Raw genomic sequence first — 17,633 nt, 5'->3', positions numbered from 1 at the left:
TACCGTCGCCGCATCACTTGGCCGGCACGGTCACCGGCGCCAGGGCGTCGCCGGTGGGGTCCTTCATGAACTGGAAGAAGCTGGAGCTGGGGTCGACCACCAGCACGTCGCCCGGCTTCGAGAACGAAGCGCGGTAGGCCTCCAGGCTCTTGTAGTACGTGTAGAACTGCGGGTTCTTGCCGTAGGCCTGCGAATAGATCGCGGCAGCCGCGGCATCGCCCTCACCCATGATGCCCTGGGCCTTGGCGTAGGCCTGGGCCACGATGACTTCACGCTGGCGGTCAGCTTCGGCGCGGATCTTTTCGCCTTCGGCGGCGCCGATGGAACGCAGCTCGTTGGCGACGCGCGTACGCTCCGCTTCCATGCGGCGGTACACCGATTCCGAAATTTCCGGCGCGAACTCGATGCGGCGCAGACGCACGTCGACGATCTGGACGCCCAACGGTTCGGCGCGCTTGGCGACGTTGGTCAGGATTTCGGCCATGATCTTGTCGCGTTCGGTCGAGACCACGTCGCGCACCGTGCGCACGTTGACCGAAGCGTTCAACGCGTCGCGGATCAGCGCCTGCAGGCGCTCCTGCGCCACGCGCTCGTTGCCGCCGGTGGACACGTAGTACTGGCGCGGATCCAGAATGCGCCACTTGACGTACGAATCGATCAGCAGGTTCTTCTTTTCGGAAGTCTGGATGCGTTCGGCTTCGTTGGTTTCGATGGTCAGAATGCGCTTGTCGAGCGTCACGACATTCTGGAACGGAGGCGGCGCCTTGAAGTAAAGGCCGGGTTCGTTGATGGTCTTGCGTACTTCACCCAGCGAGAACACCAGGGCGTAGTCGCGCTCGCGCACGACGAAGACGCAGGAAGAAAGGGCGGCCAGCACGATGAGCAGGCCGACCAGGATAGGCATGAGACGTTGCATGATCAGGACTCCTCCGGGTTAGCGCGACGTACGGTCGCGAGGCAGCGTGTTGCTATTGCTGCTGCCGGAAGACTGAGGCACCGGCGCGGCGCTGCCGCGAGCCGGCGACTGCGCGGGCGGAGCCAGCGTGGTCGAACCGGAACCGGCGACACCGGACTTGCTGGCGTCCTGAGCGGCCAGGTGCATGATCTTGTCCAAGGGCAGGTACAGCATGTTGTTGTTGCTCTTGGTGTCGACCATGACCTTGCTGGCGCGCGTGAAGATCTCCTGCATGCTCTCCAGATACATGCGCTGGCGCATGACCTGCGGCGACTTTTCGTATTCGCCGAGGATGCTGGTGAAGCGCGAGGTATTACCCTGGGCGTCACCGACAACCTTGGCCTTGTAGCCTTCGGCCTGCTCCGTCATGCGGGAAGCCTGGCCGCTGGCCAGCGGCACGACCTGGTTGGCGTAGGCCTGGCCTTCGTTGATCTGGCGCTCGCGGTCCTGGCCCGCCTTGACGGCGTCGTCGAACGCGGCTTGCACCTGTTCAGGCGGCTGCACGTTCTGGATGGCCACAGTACTGACCTGCACGCCGGTCTGGTAGCGGTCCAGGATCTGCTGCATCAGGGTTTGCACTTGCGTGGCCACCGTGGTGCGGCCTTCGTAGAGCACGAAGTCCATGGACTGCTTGCCCACGACTTCGCGCATGGCCGTTTCTGAGGCCTGGCGGACGGATTCATCCGGATCGCGCGTCATGAAGAGGTAGTCGGGCGCGCCATCGGCACGCAGGCGGTACTGCACGACGAACTGCATATCGACGATGTTCTCGTCCGTCGTGAGCATCAGCGCTTCAGGCAGAACCTTGTTGCGCGCGCCGCCACGGAAACCGACTTCGAACGTGCGCAGTTGCGACACGTTGACCATTTCGTGGCTTTGAATGGGGTACGGCAGGCGCCATTGGAAACCGGCTTGCGACGTCGACTTGTACTTGCCGAACTGTGTCACAACCGCGACCTGGCCTTCCTGCACGATGTAGAAACCGCTGGCCAGCCAGATGCCAGCCGCGACCAGGGCGATCACCCCCAGGCCGATGCGCGCACCGCGCGGCGACGGCGGCGTCATGCCGCCGCGGTTTCCGGGGCGGTTATTGCCGCCCCCGCCCTTGCGCCCGAACAACGATCCGATGCGATTGTTGAAATCGCGCCAGACCTCGTCCAGGTCGGGAGGGCCGTCTCCGTTGCCTTGGGGCCGCTTGGGCGGCGGCTCGGAGCCATTGTTGTTCCCACGACCCCAGCCGGGGTCATTCAGATTGAAGAGTTTGATAATTCGCGGCATTGTTTCCCACAATCTGTCCGGTTTCCGCAATTGCCCCGCGCAACGCATCCAAACCGGCGCGCTCGGTGGCGCTTACAAATACTCGCGCAATCGTACCATGTGCATCGCGTTCCACCCGCGGCTCCAATCCGGCAAGATCGATCTTGTTGTAGACCAGAATGGTGGGAATCGAGGCCGCGCCGATTTCGGCCAGAACCTTGTTCACCTCGAAGATCTGCTCATCGCGCTGCGGGCTGGCGGCATCGACCACGTGCAGCAGCAGGTCGGCATGCACGGTTTCTTCCAGGGTGGCGCGGAACGCCGCGATCAGGCCGTGGGGCAGATCGCGGATGAACCCGACCGTATCGGACACCACCACCGAGCCCGCCCCTTCGATCCAGATGCGGCGCGTGGTCGTATCCAGCGTCGCGAACAACTGGTCGGCGGCGTAGCTGTCGGCGCGCGTCAAGGCATTGAACAAGGTGGACTTGCCGGCGTTGGTATAGCCGACCAGCGATACCGACAGCGCACCGCCGCGCGCGCGCGCCCGGCGCTGGGTCACGCGCTGGCGTTCGACCTTGTCCAGCCGCTCGCGCAGCACCTTGACCTTGGCGCCGATCATGCGGCGGTCCATTTCGAGCTGGGATTCACCCGGTCCGCGCATGCCGATACCGCCGCGCTGCCGCTCCAGGTGGCTCCACATGCGGGTCAGGCGTGTGGCCAGATGCTGCAGCTGGGCCAATTCGACCTGCAGCTTGCCTTCATGGCTCTTCGCGCGCAGCGCGAAGATGTCGAGAATGAGCGCAACGCGATCCACCACGCGCAAGTTGAAGGCGCGTTCCAGGTTGCGTTGCTGTGCGGGGGACAGCGGCTGGTCGAAAAGGACGATGTCGGCCAGCAAGGCCTGGGCCATCGCCACGCCCTCATCGGCCTTGCCTGAACCGATGAAGAACTTGGCGTCGGGTCTGTCCCGCCGTGCCGTCAAGGTGCCGACGATTTCCGCGCCAGCGCCCTTGGCCAGCATGGCGAATTCCTCGGCATGGGCCGCGAAGTCCGGATCTCCCAGATCCACGCTGATAATCAGAGCGCGCATACATGCACCATATTGGAGCCAAAGCGAAAATGCCCGCCGACGAGGACCGTCCGGCGGGCAATAAAAGGTAAAGCTGGAGCGAGATTACTCAGCAGGGACTTCCACCTGGAAATTCACGGCGCGCGCGGGGACGACGGTCGAAATGGCGTGCTTGTAGACCATTTGCGTGACCGTATTGCGCAGCAGCACCACGTACTGGTCGAAGGATTCGATTTGCCCTTGAAGCTTGATGCCGTTCACCAAGTAGATCGACACGGGCACATGGTCCTTGCGCAGCGTGTTCAGGAACGGATCTTGCAGAGTTTGCCCTTTATTGCTCATTGGCCAGGCTCCATTTGTTTGTTATTGAGTGGTGGCGTACTTCTGTACTGGTGGGGTACGCCGAAACTTGTACTCTACAGGGTTTTCCCGGCCCGTGCTACTTGGGCAGGAAGCAAAAGTGACACCAGAGTTTTCCGACTGGAAAGCTGCTGCCGCTCAAGCCTGCAGGACCTCCGCAAGCGCCTTCAACAGCAGTTCGCACTGCTCGTCGGTGCCCACGGTAATTCGCAAAAATTGATCGATGCGTTCATGGCGGAAATGACGCACGATGATGCTGCGCTCGCGCAAGGCGGCAGCCAGACCGGCGGCATCCTTGTTGGGGTGCCGTGCGAACACGAAGTTCGCGGCCGAGGGCAGCACCTCGAAGCCCAGGGACTGCAGCCCCCCCGTCATCCGCGAACGGGTGTCGATCACGGCCTGGCGGGTGCGTTCAAAGTACTCCACGTCCTCCAGGGCCGCCACCGCTCCCGCAGAGGCAAGGCGGTCGATGGGGTAGGAGTTGAAACTGTTCTTTACACGCTCAAGCCCGTCGATGAGTTCGGCGCTGCCTACGGCAAAACCGACGCGCAAGCCCGCCAGCGAACGCGACTTGGACAGCGTCTGCACCACCAGCAGATTGTCGTAGCGGTCCACCAAAGGAATGACGGACTCTCCGCCAAAATCCACGTAGGCCTCATCCACCACGACGACCGCGTCGGGATTGCCGGCCACGATGCGCTCGACCTCCGCCGCGCTGAGGGCGCGGCCGGTGGGCGCATTGGGATTCGGGAAGATGATGGCGCCCGCCTGCCCCTTGGCGCCGGGCAGATAGTCTTCGACTGCGATGCTGAAATCGGCCGTCAGCGGCACCGTTTCGTACTGGATGCCGTACAGGCCGCAATAGACCGGATAGAAGCTGTAGGTAATGTCCGGAAAGCGCAGCGGGCGTTCATGCTTGAGCAACGCCAGGAAGACATGCGCCAGCACTTCGTCGGAGCCGTTGCCCACGAAGACCTGGCCCGGCTGCACACCGACCGTGCCGGCGATGGCCTGCCGCAGGCGGTCGGACGAAGGATCCGGATAGAGCTTAAGGGTGTCGTCGCAGGCCGAGCGGATCGCGTCGAGCACCCTGGGCGACGGGCCGTAAGGATGCTCGTTGGTGTTCAACTTGACCAGATTCTGAAGCTTGGGCTGCTCGCCCGGAACATACGGACTGAGCGTCCCGACCACGGGACTCCAGAAGCGGCTCATGGATCAGCTTTCCTGCGTGTAGGGGTTGTGCGAAGACTTGAATTCGATGCGCAGCGGCGTACCGGCCAGGTCGAACGCATTGCGGAAGCGCGTTTCCAGGTAGCGGCGATAGGAGTCCGGAATGGCGTCCAGCGCATTGCCGTGGATGACGACCAGCGGCGGGTTCTGACCGCCCTGGTGCGCATAGCGCATCTTGGGACGGAAGATGCCCTTGCGGGGCGGCTGCTGCTGTTCGACAGCGATCTGCAGCTCGCGCGTCAGCTTGGGCGTGGACAGCTTGGCGAACGCCGCGGCGTGCGCCGCGTTGATCGACTTGAGCAAGGGCTTCACGCCCTGCCCGCGCAGCGCCGAAATGGTGTGCATGCGCGCGAACGACAGGAAGCGCAGCTTGCGCTGGAATTCGCGTTCGATGCGTTCCTTGGCTTCGCCGTCCAGGCCATCCCATTTGTTGATGGCCACGACCACGGCGCGGCCCGTTTCCAGCACGAAGCCTGCAATGTGCGCATCCTGCTCGGAGATCTCGGTCTGCGCGTCCAGCATCAGCAGCACGACGTTGCTGGCCTCGATGGCCTGCAGCGTCTTGATGACGGAGAACTTCTCGACCGCCTCGAATACCTTGCCGCGCTTGCGCAGGCCTGCGGTATCGATCAGCGTGTAGCGGCGGCCGTCGCGCTCGAAGTCGATCTCGATGGCGTCGCGGGTCGTGCCCGGCATGTCGAACGCGATCACGCGCTCTTCGCCCATCAGGGTATTGATGAGCGTGGACTTGCCCACGTTGGGACGGCCGACGATGGCCAGCTTGATGCGGTGATCGTGCTCAGCCTCTTCGAATGCGTCTTCCTCGGCGGGCGGCTCGGCCAGGTCCTGGAGCGCCAACTCGATCAGGTCGACGATGCCATCGCCGTGCGCCGCGGAAATCGGATAAGGCTGACCCAGCCCGAGCTCATGGAACTCGGAAATGGCGCCGCTGGCGCCCATGCCTTCCGCCTTGTTCACCGCCAGCAACACGCGCTGCTGCCCGGACTTGCGCAGCAGCTGGGCGATTTCGTGGTCATGGGCATTGATGCCCGCACGGGCATCAACCAGGAACACCACGACATCGGCCTCGGCGATGGCCTGCCGGGTCTGGCGGGCCATCTCCAGCAGGATGCCGTCCTTGGCGACGGGCTCGAAACCACCGGTATCGATGACGATGAAGGGGATCTCGCCTACCCTGCCCTCGCCGTAATGGCGATCGCGGGTCAGGCCGGAGTAATCGGCCACCAGCGCGGCGCGCGATCGCGTCAGGCGGTTGAATAGGGTCGACTTCCCCACATTGGGGCGGCCGACCAGGGCGACGACAGGCTTGAAAGACACGGTGTAAGGCTTTGTTCTATAGGTTTTAGTTGGCGCCGATCAGGACGAGGTTGCCATTACCCGTCTGGACCAGCACACCTTGGGAAGTAGTCTGCGGCGGCGAAACCACTGGACCACCGCCCACCGACAGGCGCGCCATCAGGCTGCCGTCGCTGCGCGACAGGAAATGCACGTAGCCGTCCAGGTCGCCCACTGCCAACGCACCGCCGAGCATGGCGGGCGCGGTGACCTGGCGGTTCTTCAAGGCCGCCTGCTTCCAGACGTTGCCGCCATTATCCAGCGCAAAAGCGTTGATCACGCTGTTCTGGTCCGCCGCATAGGCGAAGCGCTCGTCCAGCGACAGGCCGCTGACGCTGGAGAAGTCCTTGGCCCACATCGGGCGGCCGCCGGCCGTGACGTCGAAGCAGACGATACGTCCCTGGTAGGCCACGCCGCAAAGCAGATTGCCCGCGATACGGGGCGCACCGACCACGTCGGTCAGGCGCTCCAGGTCGCTGGCGCCGCGCGGCGTCGCCACGGTGCCTTCCCATTGCACGTTACCACTATTGGAGGCAATGGCCATCAGTTTGCCGCCCGGCAGGCCGGTAATGACCAGGCCTTCCGCCAGGACCATCTGCGACACGCTGCGCAGAGCCAGCGAGGGGCCGGGACGCTGCACGTTCCAGACGCGTTCGCCGCTGTTGGCGTCGAAGGCCTGGATGCGGTAGTCGCCGCTGCGGACCACGACGATGCCATAGCCCACGACGGGCGGAATGGTCACATCGCTGGTGGCACGAACCTTCCACTTCACCTTGCCGGTGTCGTCAAAGGCAATGACGTCGCCGTTCGGCGAGGCCACAGCGGTGGTGGTGCCATCGCTGCCGGCGCCGGCGGACAACTTGCCGTCGACACTGGCCTTCCAGATGGCGCGGCCGCTTTGCAGGTCGAATTTGCCGACCGAACCATCGGGCGTGGCGGCGTAGATGGCGTCGCCCAACACCGTGGGCGCAAAGCCCAGTCCGGAACCGCTGCCGACCGAGACGCTCCAGACCTGGCGCACGGACATGCCGGCCTTGTATTCGGTCAGGGGCGCGGGATCGTAGCGGCCGTCATCATGGGAGAACATGCCGCATCCGCCCAGGGCGAGCAAGCCCGCCAGGCAAACGGCGCCACGCCACGTACGGCCAGGTGCAAATTTACGCATTACAGTCACGCTCCGCTCAGGGCATCCAGTTTCAGTTGCACAACCTGGGTCAAGGGATTTGCCATACCCAGGCCATCGATGGCGCTTTGCCAGGCGGCGCGCGCTTCCTCGCGCTTGCCCTGCGCGGCGAGGATATCGCCGCGGCGATCCGCGTACAAGGCGGCGAAGGCTGCCGGCGGGTTGTTCAGCTGCGCCAGGGCGGCATCGTATTGCTTCTGGTCCAGCAGCATGCCGGCCAGGCGCAGGCGCGCCACCGACTGCATCGACGGGTTCTTGCCCTGGGCAGCCAGCCATTCCAGCTGCTCGCGGGCGCCGGCGTCATCCTTTTGGGCCTGCAGCGCCTGGGCCGCCACCAGCGCGCCGCGCGCGGCGTAGCCGGTGGACGGATACTGCTCGCGCAGCGTGGCCGCGGCGGTCTTGATGCGGACCGAGGAATCGGCGCCACCCAGGCGCGCCGCGTCTTCCAGCGCTTCGAAGTAGCCCATGGCCTGGTTGGCGCGGTGCGATTGGTAGGCCTTCCAGCCCCACCAGCCGCCCCAGGCCAGCGCCACCGCCGCCACCAGCGTGACCACCAGGGTGCCGTAGCGCGCCCACCACGCCTTGATTGCGTCGAGTTTTTCCTGTTCTTCGAGATCGTATGCCATGCATTAACCCTTGTTATTCAATACGTCGGCCAATCCCGCCAACGGGACTTGCTGTTGGGCCGATTCGCCCTGCGCCTCGGCGCGCAGGAACTTGACGCTGGCCGTCTGCGCAGCCACTTCGTCGGCGCCAAGAATAACCGCAACACGGGCGCCGCTGGCATCGGCGCGCTTGAATTGCGACTTGAAGCTTGCGGGACCCGCATGCACGATGACCGACAGGCCGGCATCGCGCAGGTCTTCACCGACCCGGGCGGCCAGGCGCTGCGCCTCTTCGCCTTGGTGCACGACGTAGACGTCGCACTCGGCCGGCTGTTCCACCTGCACGCTCTGCTCCCAAAGGTCCAGCAGGCGCTCCATGCCGATTGCAAAGCCCACCGCGGGCGCGGGCTTGCCGCCCAGCAGCTCGATCAGGCCGTCGTAGCGGCCGCCGCCGCACACGGTGCCCTGGGACCCGAGGCGGTCGGTGACCCACTCGAACACCGTGAGGTTGTAGTAGTCCAGCCCGCGCACCAGGCGCGGATTCAGGCGATATTCGATACCGGCGTCGGCCAGGCGCTGGCACACGCCGTCGAAGTGCGCGCGCGACTCCTCGCCCAGGAAGTCGAACAGGCGCGGCGCGCTGTCGGCCATTTCCTGCATGGCGGGGTTCTTGGTGTCGAGGACGCGCAGCGGGTTGCTGTACATGCGGCGCTGGCCGTCTTCGTCCAGGATGTCGCGGTGCTTTTCCAGGTGCTCGATCAGGGCGGCGCGGTGAGCGGCACGCTCGGCCGGCTGGCCCAGCGAATTCAGCTCCAGGCGCACGTCGGTCAGGCCCAGCAGCTTCCAGAGGCGGGCCAGCATGACGATGAGTTCGGCGTCCACGTCGGGACCGGCAAAGCCCAGGGCCTCGACGTCGATCTGGTGGAACTGGCGGTAGCGGCCGCGCTGTGGGCGCTCGTGGCGGAACACGGGGCCGATGGAATAGACGCGCTGCGGGCGGTCATAGAGCAGGTTGTGCTCGATGGACGCGCGCACGATGCCCGCGGTCATTTCCGGACGCATGGTCAGCGATTCGCCGTTGAGCGCATCGGTGAAGGTGTACATCTCTTTTTCGACGATATCGGTCACTTCGCCGATGCCGCGCGCGAACAGGCGCGTATGCTCAAGCACGGGCGTACGCACATTGCGATAGCCGTAGCCGCGCAGCCAGCCGCGCACGATTTCCTCGAATTGCTCCCAGCGGGCGCTGGCCCCTGGCAACAGATCATTCATGCCGCGTATGGCGGCGACTTTCTGGAAAGCTTGAGTCATCTTGATCATGCCGCATCGCGCGCCGGCAAGCGCGCTAGCAGCCACACCCTTACTTTAGTGAGAGGCAGGCGCGCCATAGCGGCGCGCGACGTAGTCTTCGACAATGGCCTGGAACTCTTCGGCAATATGGTCGCCCTTGAGCGTGACCGTGCGTTCGCCGTCGACGAACACCGGCGCCGCCGGCACTTCGCCAGTGCCGGGCAGGCTGATGCCGATATCGGCATGGCGGCTTTCGCCCGGCCCGTTGACCACACAGCCCATGACTGCGACGTTCATGCTTTCGACGCCGGGATACTGGGCGCGCCAGAGCGGCATCTGGCGACGCAGGTAGGTCTGGATGCTGTCGGCCAGTTCCTGGAAGAACGTGCTGCTGGTGCGGCCGCAGCCGGGGCAGGCGACGACCATGGGCGTGAACGCGCGCAGACCCATGGTCTGCAGGATTTCCTGCGCCACGATCGCTTCGCGGCTGCGGTCGCCGCCGGGTTCGGGCGTGAGCGAGATGCGGATGGTGTCGCCGATGCCCTGCTGCAGCAGCACGGCCAGCGCGGCGGTGGAGGCCACGATGCCCTTGCTGCCCATGCCGGCTTCGGTCAGGCCCAGATGCAGCGGGTAGTCGCAACGCGCGGACAGGTCGCGATAGACCGCGATCAGGTCCTGCACGTGGCTGACCTTGCAGGACAGGATGATCGCGTCGCGCCGCAGACCAAGTTCTTCGGCGCGCTGTGCGTTGCTGATGGCGGACACCACCAAGGCGTCGCGCATCACGGCCTGCGCTTCCCACGGTTGGGCGCGCAGGTTGTTCTCGTCCATCTTGCGCGCCATCAGTTCGTGATCCAGGCTGCCCCAGTTCACGCCGATGCGCACCGGCTTGTCGTAGCGGCAGGCCACTTCGATCATCTGCGCGAAGTTGTCGTCGCGGCGCTTGCCCCCGCCCATGTTGCCGGGGTTGATACGGTACTTGGACAGCGCTTGCGCGCATTCCGGGAACTGGGTCAGCAGCTTGTGGCCGTTGTAGTGGAAATCGCCCACCAGCGGCACGTTCACGCCCATGCGGTCGAGCTGTTCGCGGATGGCGATGACTTCACGCGCGGCTTCAGGGGTGTTCACCGTGATCCGCACCAGCTCGGAGCCGGCCTGGGCCAGCTCCTTGACCTGGATGGCGGTGGCAATGGCGTCCGCCGTGTCGGTGTTGGTCATGGACTGGACCACGACCGGGGCGTCGCCGCCGATCTTCACGACACGGTCGCCCCACTTCACCGCCACCGAACGCGTGGCGCGGCGTTCAGCCGCCCCCACGGAGGGAGGCGGGGCATCCTGGCAAGGCAGAGAGGATTCTTGCATCGGTGGAACCGGGTTGTTACTTGGTCGACTTCGGCAGCCAGTCCGACGGCAGCCAGTGCTGCGGCAGCCAGCCTTGCCAGAAGGCATACGCCACGCCGGCGGCCAGCACCAGCACGATGGCAATGAGCCAGCCCCAGGAGGTCGAGGACGAACGGTCGTCGTCGGCGCCGGACTGGGGAATGGAATGCGCCGAATGCAGCGCGCCCGGGCTGAGCTTCACCGGGCCGGTGACGCGCGCCTTGGGGTCGAGCGAATCGACGATGGTTTGCGAGTCCGCGCCCAGCAGACGCGCATAGTTGCGTACCAGGCCGCGCAGCGAAACGCCGGTGGGCAGGTTGGCCCACTGCTCGTTTTCCAGGGCTTCGATCTGCTTCGTGGAAAACTTGATGCGGCTGGACACTTCGTCGAGCGACCAGCCCTTGGACTGGCGCAGCGCGCGCAATGCCGAGCCGATGCCTCCCGCAGCGCCTGCGGGCGTTTCTGAAACTGCCGAAGCGAAATCCTGCGTCATGCGTGCACCTGTTTAATTGGTATGGTCTGGCGCTGTGCGGCGTTCCGTTCGGTGATCCGGGTACGGTCGCGCACTTCTCCGGCCAGTTGGCCACAGGCCGCATCGATATCGTCACCCCGGGTCTTGCGGACGGTGGTGATGATGCCGGCGTCCATCAGACGCTGCGCAAACACCTTCACCCGCGCCGAGTTCGAGCGCTTCAGGCCGGACTCGGGAAAGGGATTGAACGGGATCAGATTGAGCTTGCAGCGCAGCTGGCGTGCAATTTGGATCAGTTCCTTGGCGTGCTGGTCGGTATCGTTGATGCCGTCCAGCATGCAGTATTCAAAAGTGATGAAGTCGCGCGGGGCGAACGCCAGATAACGTTCGCAGGCCGCCAGCAACTCCTTCAGCGGATATTTCTTGTTCAGCGGCACCAGCTCGTCGCGCAGCGCATCGTTCGGCGCATGCAGGGACACGGCCAGGGCCACGGGACAGTCCTGCGACAGGCGGTCCATCATGGGGACCACGCCGGAGGTGGATACGGTGACGCGGCGGCGCGACAGGCCATAGGCATTGTCGTCCAGCATCAGGCGCAAGGCGGGCAGGACCTGGTCGTAGTTGAGCAGGGGTTCGCCCATGCCCATCATGACCACGTTGCTGATGACGCGGGTGTCTTCGGTGGCGCGGGCGCTTTCCAGGCGGGCGGTGCCGATGTCGGCCTCCAGCACGCGCTTGGCCCACCACAGCTGGCCGATGATCTCGCTGGTCTTCAGGTTGCGGTTGAAGCCTTGGTGCCCGGTCGAGCAGAAGCGGCAGTTCACCACGCATCCGGCCTGGCTGGAAATGCATAGCGTGCCGCGGTCGTCCTCGGGAATGAAGACGGTCTCGATGGCATTGCCCTGTCCCACGTCGAACAGCCACTTGCGGGTGCCGTCGGTCGAGCGCTGCTCGATGTTGACGGGCAAAGCCTCGATGCGGCAGTGCTGCGCAAGCTGGCCGCGGAATTCGCGGGCCAGGTCGGTCATGGCGTCGAACGAATCGGCGCCGCGCTGGTGCATCCAGCGCTGCAACTGGCGGGCCCGAAACGGCTTGCCGCCCCACTTTCCGACCAGTTCGGACAGGGCGGAGCCGTCAAGCCCCAGCAGATTGATTCGTTCGACGGATTCCATGACCTGGGTAAAACTCAAAAGCTAGAACAGATGTTCCGCGAGAATCAACGGCTGTGGATGTTGATTTCGGGGAAGAAGAAAGCGACTTCGACAGCGGCCGTTTCCGGAGCGTCCGAGCCGTGCACGGCGTTGGCGTCGATGCTGTCGGCGAAGTCGGCGCGGATGGTGCCAGGAGCCGCCTTCTTGGGGTCGGTGGCGCCCATCAGGTCGCGGTTCTTCAGGATGGCGTCTTCACCTTCCAGCACTTGCACGAACACCGGGCCGGAGATCATGAAGTCGACCAGGTCCTTGAAGAAGGGGCGTTCCTTGTGCACGGCGTAGAAACGCTCGGCGTCGGCGCGCGACAGCTGGGCCAGGCGGGCGGCGATGACCTTCAGGCCGGCTTGTTCGAAACGGCCGACGATCTGGCCGATGACGTTCTTGGCGACGGCGTCGGGCTTGATGATCGAGAGGGTGCGTTGAATGGACATAAGAACTCCAAAAACTGATTTCTGACTTGGTTTCTGTGAATTGCCTGGCGTGGATCTGCGCTTGTCGGTGTCACCCTTGAAGCGTCATCGCGCTGTTGGCGCACGGGGCGGTCCGAAACGAATGCATGTTTCGGGCCGTCCCGAACCACTGGTCCAAGGCAGGGATTCGACACTGCCTACCTGTCGGACTCACCCGGAATCCTCAATGAATTCAGGGACTTCTAAAAGGTTTACAGTAACCCGGTATTCTAACACGCTGAGAAGACCGCATTACATCTTAAAATGTGCGGTTTGCCGCCCGCGTCCCTAGCCCGGGCGCCCCTGTTTGCCGGAACCCTGCAATGACTCAAGCTGCTCCCCCGAACGCCGCGAACGCCGCGAGCGATACCCAGGAACTCTCCAAGAGCTTCGAACCCTCCGCGCTGGAATCCCGCTGGTACGCCGAGTGGGACAAGCGTGGGTACTTCCAGGCGGGCCAGCATGTAAAAACGGGGACCGAAAGCCAGCCCTACGTCATCCAGTTCCCGCCGCCCAACGTGACGGGCACCCTGCACATGGGCCACGCCTTCAACCAGACCATCATGGACGGCCTGGTGCGCTACCACCGCATGCTGGGCGACGACACCGTATTCATCCCCGGCACCGACCACGCCGGCATCGCCACGCAGATCGTGGTTGAAAGACAGCTGGACGCCGAGAAGGTTTCCCGCCACGACCTCGGCCGCGAGAAATTCGTGGAAAAAGTGTGGGAATGGAAGGAAAAATCCGGCAACGCGATCACCAGCCAGGTCCGCCGCCTGGGCGCTTCGGCCGACTGGCCGCGCGAGTACTTCACCATGGACGACCGCATGTCGCGTGGCGTGGTGGAAACCTTCGTGCGCCTGCATAAACAGGGACTGATCTACCGCGGCAAGCGCCTGGTCAACTGGGATCCGAAGCTGCTGACGGCCGTATCCGACCTGGAAGTGGTTTCCGAGGAAACCGACGGCCACATGTGGCACATCCTTTACCCCTTCGTCGACGGTCCGCAAACCATCGTCGACAAGGACGGCCAGACCGTCACGCTGCGCGGCCTGACCATCGCGACCACCCGCCCAGAGACCATGCTGGCCGACGGCGCGCTGTGCGTGCACCCCGAAGACCCGCGCTACAAGCACCTGGTCGGCAAGCTTGTCGAACTGCCGCTGTGCGACCGCAACATTCCCATCATCGCCGATGATTTCGTCGACCCCGAGTTCGGCACGGGCTGCGTGAAGATCACTGGCGCCCACGACTTCAACGACTACGCCTGCGCGCTGCGCCACGATCTGCCCATGATCGTGATCTTCACGCTGGATGCCCACATCAACGAGAACGGCCCCGCGCAGTTCCAGGGCATGGAGCGCTACGTGGCCCGCAAGGCCGTGGTCGCGCAACTGGAAGCCGAAGGCTATCTGGTCAAGGTCGAGGCGCATAAGATGATGCAGCCCAAGGGCGACCGCACCGGCGTCGTGCTGGAGCCGATGCTGACGGACCAGTGGTTCGTGGCGATGAGCAAGCCCGCCCCCGAAGGCACGCTGAATCCGGGCAAGAGCATTACCGAGGTTGCACTGGAAGTCGTGGCCGACGGCCGCATCCAGTTCTATCCGGACAACTGGACCACCATCTACAACCAGTGGCTCAACAACATCCAGGACTGGTGCATTTCGCGCCAGCTCTGGTGGGGCCACCAGATTCCGGCCTGGTACTCGGAAGACGGCCAGGTCTTCGTCGCGCACGACGAAGCCGAAGCCACGGCGCAGGCCCGCGCGGCCGGCGTGACTGGTGAGCTCAAGCGCGACCCGGACGTGCTGGACACCTGGTTCTCGTCGGGCCTGGTTCCCTTCACCACGCTGGGCTGGCCGGAAAACACGCCGGACCTGCAGCGTTACCTGCCGTCCAGCGTGCTGGTCACGGGCTTTGACATCATCTTCTTCTGGGTGGCGCGCATGGTGATGCTGACCACCCACCTGACCGGCCACATCCCGTTCAAGCACGTCTACGTGCACGGCCTGATCCGCGACGCGGACGGCCAGAAGATGAGCAAATCCAAGGGCAACACGCTGGATCCGGTCGACCTGATCGACGGCATCGACCTGGACGGCCTGGTGGTCAAGCGCACCTACGGCCTGATGAATCCGAAGCAGGCCGGCGCCATCGAAAAGGCCACCCGCCGCCAATATCCGGACGGCATCCCGGCCTTCGGCACCGACGCGCTGCGCTTCACCATGGCGGCTTACGCCACGCTGGGTCGCAACATCAACTTCGACCTGAAGCGCTGCGAGGGCTACCGCAACTTCTGCAACAAGCTGTGGAACGCCACGCGCTTCGTGCTGATGAACACCGAAGGCCACGATCTGACTGGCCCGGAAACCGGCGAAACATCCTTTGTGGACCGCTGGATCGTCAGCCAGCTGCAAGCGCTGGAAGCCGACGTGGCGCGCGGCTTTGCCGACTACCGCTTCGACAACATCGCCAATTCGCTTTACCGCTACGTGTGGGACGAGTACTGCGACTGGTACCTGGAACTGGCCAAGGTCCAGATCCAGACCGGCACGCCGGCCCAGCAACTGGGCACGCGCCGCACGCTGATCCGCGTCCTGGAAGGCGTGCTGCGCCTGGCGCACCCGATCATTCCGTTCATCACGGAAGAGCTCTGGCAAAAGGTGTCGCTGGTGGCCGGCAAGCGCAAGGAAGGCGTCGCCGACAGCGTCAGCGTCCAGCCCTACCCGCAGGCCAACCCCGCCGCGATCGACACCGCCGCCGAAGCCGACGTGGCCGAACTGAAGGCGCAGGTCGAAGCCGTGCGTGCGCTGCGCGGCGAAATGAACCTGTCGCCCGCCCAGAAGGTGCCGCTGTGCGCGCAGGGCGATGCCCCCACCCTCACCCGCAACGCGCCATACCTGGCTGCGCTGGCCAAGCTGAGCCAGGTCGAGGTGCTCGACGCCCTGCCCGACGCCGGCGCGCCGGTCCAGGTCGTGGGCGGCAGCCGCCTGATGCTGCACGTCGAAATCGACGTAGCAGCGGAACGCGTGCGCCTGGACAAGGAAATCGCGCGCCTGGAAGGCGAAATCGCCAAGGCCAACGGCAAGCTGTCGAACGCCAGCTTCGTCGAACGTGCGCCGGCCGCCGTGGTCGAACAGGAAAAGGCGCGCATGGCGCAGTTCGGCGAAACCCTGGACAAGGTGCGTGAACAGCGCGCCAAGCTGGGCAACTAAGCCCCATCCCAGCACTGGAAACAAAAAACCCCGGAACGTTGTTCCGGGGTTTTTTATTTCATCCGAAAAGGAAGCGTCAGGAAGTCGCGGGCGGCTTGGGCCGGGATGGCCGGCGCCGCTTGGCTGGTTCCGGCAGCGGCTTGCCCGCCAGCTCGGCCAGATAACGCTCGTCGGCCAGGGTGAGCGCCCCTTTTTCGCGAGCAGCCTCGATCAATTCAGGACGCCGCGCCGCGGTCAACTCCAGCGAACGCTCACGCCGCCAGCGGGCGATGTTCGCGTGATGCCCGCTAAGCAAGGGCCCGGGCACGGGCTCGCCTTCGTAAACTTCGGGGCGCGTGTAGTGCGGACTGTCCAGCAGGCCAGACAAGGCGTCGTTGAACGAATCCTGCAGCGCGGACTCGCCATCGTTGAGCACGCCGGGCAACAGCCGCACGGCGGCGTCGATCACGGCGAGCGCGGCGATCTCTCCGCCAGACAGCACGAAATCGCCCAGCGAGATTTCCTGCGTGACGCAGCGCGCAATGAAGCGCTGGTCCACGCCTTCGTAGCGGCCGCAAATGAGGATGAGCCCCTCGCTTGCCGCCAGGGATTCGGCGCCCGCCTGATCGTAGCGCCGGCCGACCGGAGCCAGCAGCGCGACAGGGGCGCGACCCAGGCCTAGCGCGGCGCGCGCGTCCTGGGCGGCGTTGACGGCGGCTTCCAGAGGCCCCGCCATCATCACCATGCCGGGGCCGCCGCCGTAGGGGCGGTCGTCCACGGTACGGTGCACGTCGTGCGTGAAATCACGGGGATTCCAGGCATGCAGGGACCACCGGCCCTGGGCATGCGCCCGGCCGGTGACACCCAGGTCCCGCACTACCCCGAACATTTCGGGAAAGAGCGTAACGACGTCTATACGCATCAAATATCCGCCGGCCAGTCGCTGTCTATGCGGCGAGCTGACAGATCGACGGCGTGTATGTGCGCGCGCACGAACGGAACAAGCATTTCGGCGGGCCGGCCCTTGGCGTTCAGGACGGGCTCGGGGCCTTCAGCCCCAGCCTTCTGGCGCAAGACCCTCAGCACGGCATGAGCGCCGTTGTCGAGAACCTCGTCGACCACGCCCAAGAGCGCAGGCTCACCGTCGGCGCTGGTGTACAGCGCGCAACCGATGAGATCGACCCAGTAGTATTCGTCTTCCTCTGGCGCAGGGAAGGATCCCCGCGGCGCCTGCACGGAACAACCGCGCAGGGCTTCGGCCTGATCGCGATCCGCAATGCCCGCCAACTGGGCCACCACGGTGGCCCCTTGCGAACGGACTTGCACGACCTTGTATGCGACAGGCGCAGACGCGACAACGCCCCGCGCCAATTCAGGCACAGGGCGAGTCAACCACCATTGAGATGCTGAGAGCAGCACTTCGGCATTGGCCGAATGCGGCTGCACTTTGACCCAGCCTTTCACACCGTAGGCTGCACTGATGCGGCCCAGCTCGATCAAATCCGTCGGCGCCGCGTTGGAGGTTGCGGCATCAGGCATGTATCGTGCTCTTGGTAACTATGAAGCAGCTATGAATGGCAGCTTTTAAAGCGCGGTAAAGCTCAGGGCTTGGTCTG

Annotated in this window: 16 protein-coding genes; 1 reads left to right on the top strand and 15 read right to left on the bottom strand. The window is 64.6% G+C overall.

The features are described from left to right. Nucleotides 1-13: 13 nt before the first annotated feature. The 13 genes from hflC to ndk form a co-directional block, all read right to left on the bottom strand. Nucleotides 14-916 (bottom strand): protease modulator HflC, encoded by a 903-nt coding sequence (gene hflC, locus IB258_RS29215; protein ID WP_054458645.1) that lies wholly within the window; start codon nucleotides 914-916, stop codon nucleotides 14-16. An 18-nt stretch (nucleotides 917-934) separates the two neighbouring features. Next, entirely contained in the window at nucleotides 935-2,233 is a 1,299-nt protein-coding gene (hflK, locus tag IB258_RS29210) for an FtsH protease activity modulator HflK (protein ID WP_054458647.1), read from the bottom strand. Continuing rightward, nucleotides 2,199-3,305 (bottom strand): GTPase HflX, encoded by a 1,107-nt coding sequence (gene hflX, locus IB258_RS29205; protein WP_054458649.1) that lies wholly within the window; start codon nucleotides 3,303-3,305, stop codon nucleotides 2,199-2,201. Before hflX ends, hflK begins: the two co-directional genes overlap by 35 nt. 84 nt (nucleotides 3,306-3,389) lie before the next feature. Then, on the bottom strand, nucleotides 3,390-3,626 hold the full coding sequence (gene hfq, locus IB258_RS29200; protein ID WP_006218585.1) for an RNA chaperone Hfq: 237 nt from the start codon (nucleotides 3,624-3,626) through the stop codon (nucleotides 3,390-3,392). 156 nt (nucleotides 3,627-3,782) lie between these two features. Beyond that, nucleotides 3,783-4,856, bottom strand: a complete 1,074-nt coding sequence (hisC, locus tag IB258_RS29195) for a histidinol-phosphate transaminase (RefSeq protein WP_125473267.1) — start codon at nucleotides 4,854-4,856, stop codon at nucleotides 3,783-3,785. 3 nt (nucleotides 4,857-4,859) lie between these two features. After that, nucleotides 4,860-6,212: a ribosome biogenesis GTPase Der gene (gene der / locus IB258_RS29190; protein WP_054458654.1), complete on the bottom strand. Its 1,353-nt coding sequence runs from the start codon at nucleotides 6,210-6,212 to the stop codon at nucleotides 4,860-4,862. Between the two features lie 25 nt (nucleotides 6,213-6,237). After that, complete coding sequence (gene bamB / locus IB258_RS29185; RefSeq protein ID WP_054458655.1) at nucleotides 6,238-7,395, bottom strand: outer membrane protein assembly factor BamB; 1,158 nt, start codon at nucleotides 7,393-7,395, stop codon at nucleotides 6,238-6,240. A gap of 5 nt (nucleotides 7,396-7,400) precedes the next feature. Further along, on the bottom strand, nucleotides 7,401-8,039 hold the full coding sequence (locus tag IB258_RS29180; RefSeq protein WP_192353548.1) for a tetratricopeptide repeat protein: 639 nt from the start codon (nucleotides 8,037-8,039) through the stop codon (nucleotides 7,401-7,403). 3 nt (nucleotides 8,040-8,042) lie between these two features. Next, nucleotides 8,043-9,329: a histidine--tRNA ligase gene (gene hisS, locus IB258_RS29175; RefSeq protein ID WP_119450758.1), complete on the bottom strand. Its 1,287-nt coding sequence runs from the start codon at nucleotides 9,327-9,329 to the stop codon at nucleotides 8,043-8,045. Nucleotides 9,330-9,383: 54 nt separating this feature from the next. Further along, nucleotides 9,384-10,670 (bottom strand): flavodoxin-dependent (E)-4-hydroxy-3-methylbut-2-enyl-diphosphate synthase, encoded by a 1,287-nt coding sequence (gene ispG, locus IB258_RS29170; RefSeq protein WP_054458661.1) that lies wholly within the window; start codon nucleotides 10,668-10,670, stop codon nucleotides 9,384-9,386. 16 nt (nucleotides 10,671-10,686) lie between these two features. After that, nucleotides 10,687-11,181: a helix-turn-helix transcriptional regulator gene (locus IB258_RS29165; RefSeq protein ID WP_054458663.1), complete on the bottom strand. Its 495-nt coding sequence runs from the start codon at nucleotides 11,179-11,181 to the stop codon at nucleotides 10,687-10,689. Continuing rightward, complete coding sequence (rlmN, locus tag IB258_RS29160; RefSeq protein WP_054458665.1) at nucleotides 11,178-12,332, bottom strand: 23S rRNA (adenine(2503)-C(2))-methyltransferase RlmN; 1,155 nt, start codon at nucleotides 12,330-12,332, stop codon at nucleotides 11,178-11,180. The genes IB258_RS29165 and rlmN overlap by 4 nt, the downstream gene beginning before the upstream one ends. Nucleotides 12,333-12,376: 44 nt before the next feature. After that, a complete protein-coding gene (gene ndk / locus IB258_RS29155; RefSeq protein ID WP_006393972.1) occupies nucleotides 12,377-12,802 on the bottom strand; it encodes a nucleoside-diphosphate kinase in 426 nt (141 codons plus the stop codon). Between the two features lie 341 nt (nucleotides 12,803-13,143). Here ndk and IB258_RS29150 point away from each other — a divergent pair, with 341 nt between their 5' ends. After that, nucleotides 13,144-16,038, top strand: coding sequence for a valine--tRNA ligase (locus IB258_RS29150; protein WP_054458667.1), 2,895 nt, complete (start codon nucleotides 13,144-13,146; stop codon nucleotides 16,036-16,038). A 76-nt stretch (nucleotides 16,039-16,114) separates the two neighbouring features. On the opposite strand, the gene trmD is transcribed toward IB258_RS29150, so the two are convergent. Both trmD and rimM read right to left on the bottom strand, forming a co-directional pair. Beyond that, the gene (trmD, locus tag IB258_RS29145; protein ID WP_054458669.1) at nucleotides 16,115-16,939 is read right to left on the bottom strand and encodes a tRNA (guanosine(37)-N1)-methyltransferase TrmD; all 825 of its coding nucleotides are present in this window, start codon (nucleotides 16,937-16,939) and stop codon (nucleotides 16,115-16,117) included. Continuing rightward, a complete protein-coding gene (gene rimM / locus IB258_RS29140; protein WP_054458671.1) occupies nucleotides 16,939-17,556 on the bottom strand; it encodes a ribosome maturation factor RimM in 618 nt (205 codons plus the stop codon). The genes trmD and rimM overlap by 1 nt, the downstream gene beginning before the upstream one ends. Between the last annotated feature and the right edge of the window lie 77 nt (nucleotides 17,557-17,633).

Origin of the sequence: Achromobacter sp. ACM02, from assembly GCF_014851605.1 — a bacterium.
In the GTDB taxonomy this organism is placed as follows: Bacteria; Pseudomonadota; Gammaproteobacteria; order Burkholderiales; family Burkholderiaceae_B; genus Achromobacter; species Achromobacter aegrifaciens.
Note: the sequence above shows the minus strand (reverse complement) of the source record. Positions and strands in the feature narration are given on the sequence as shown.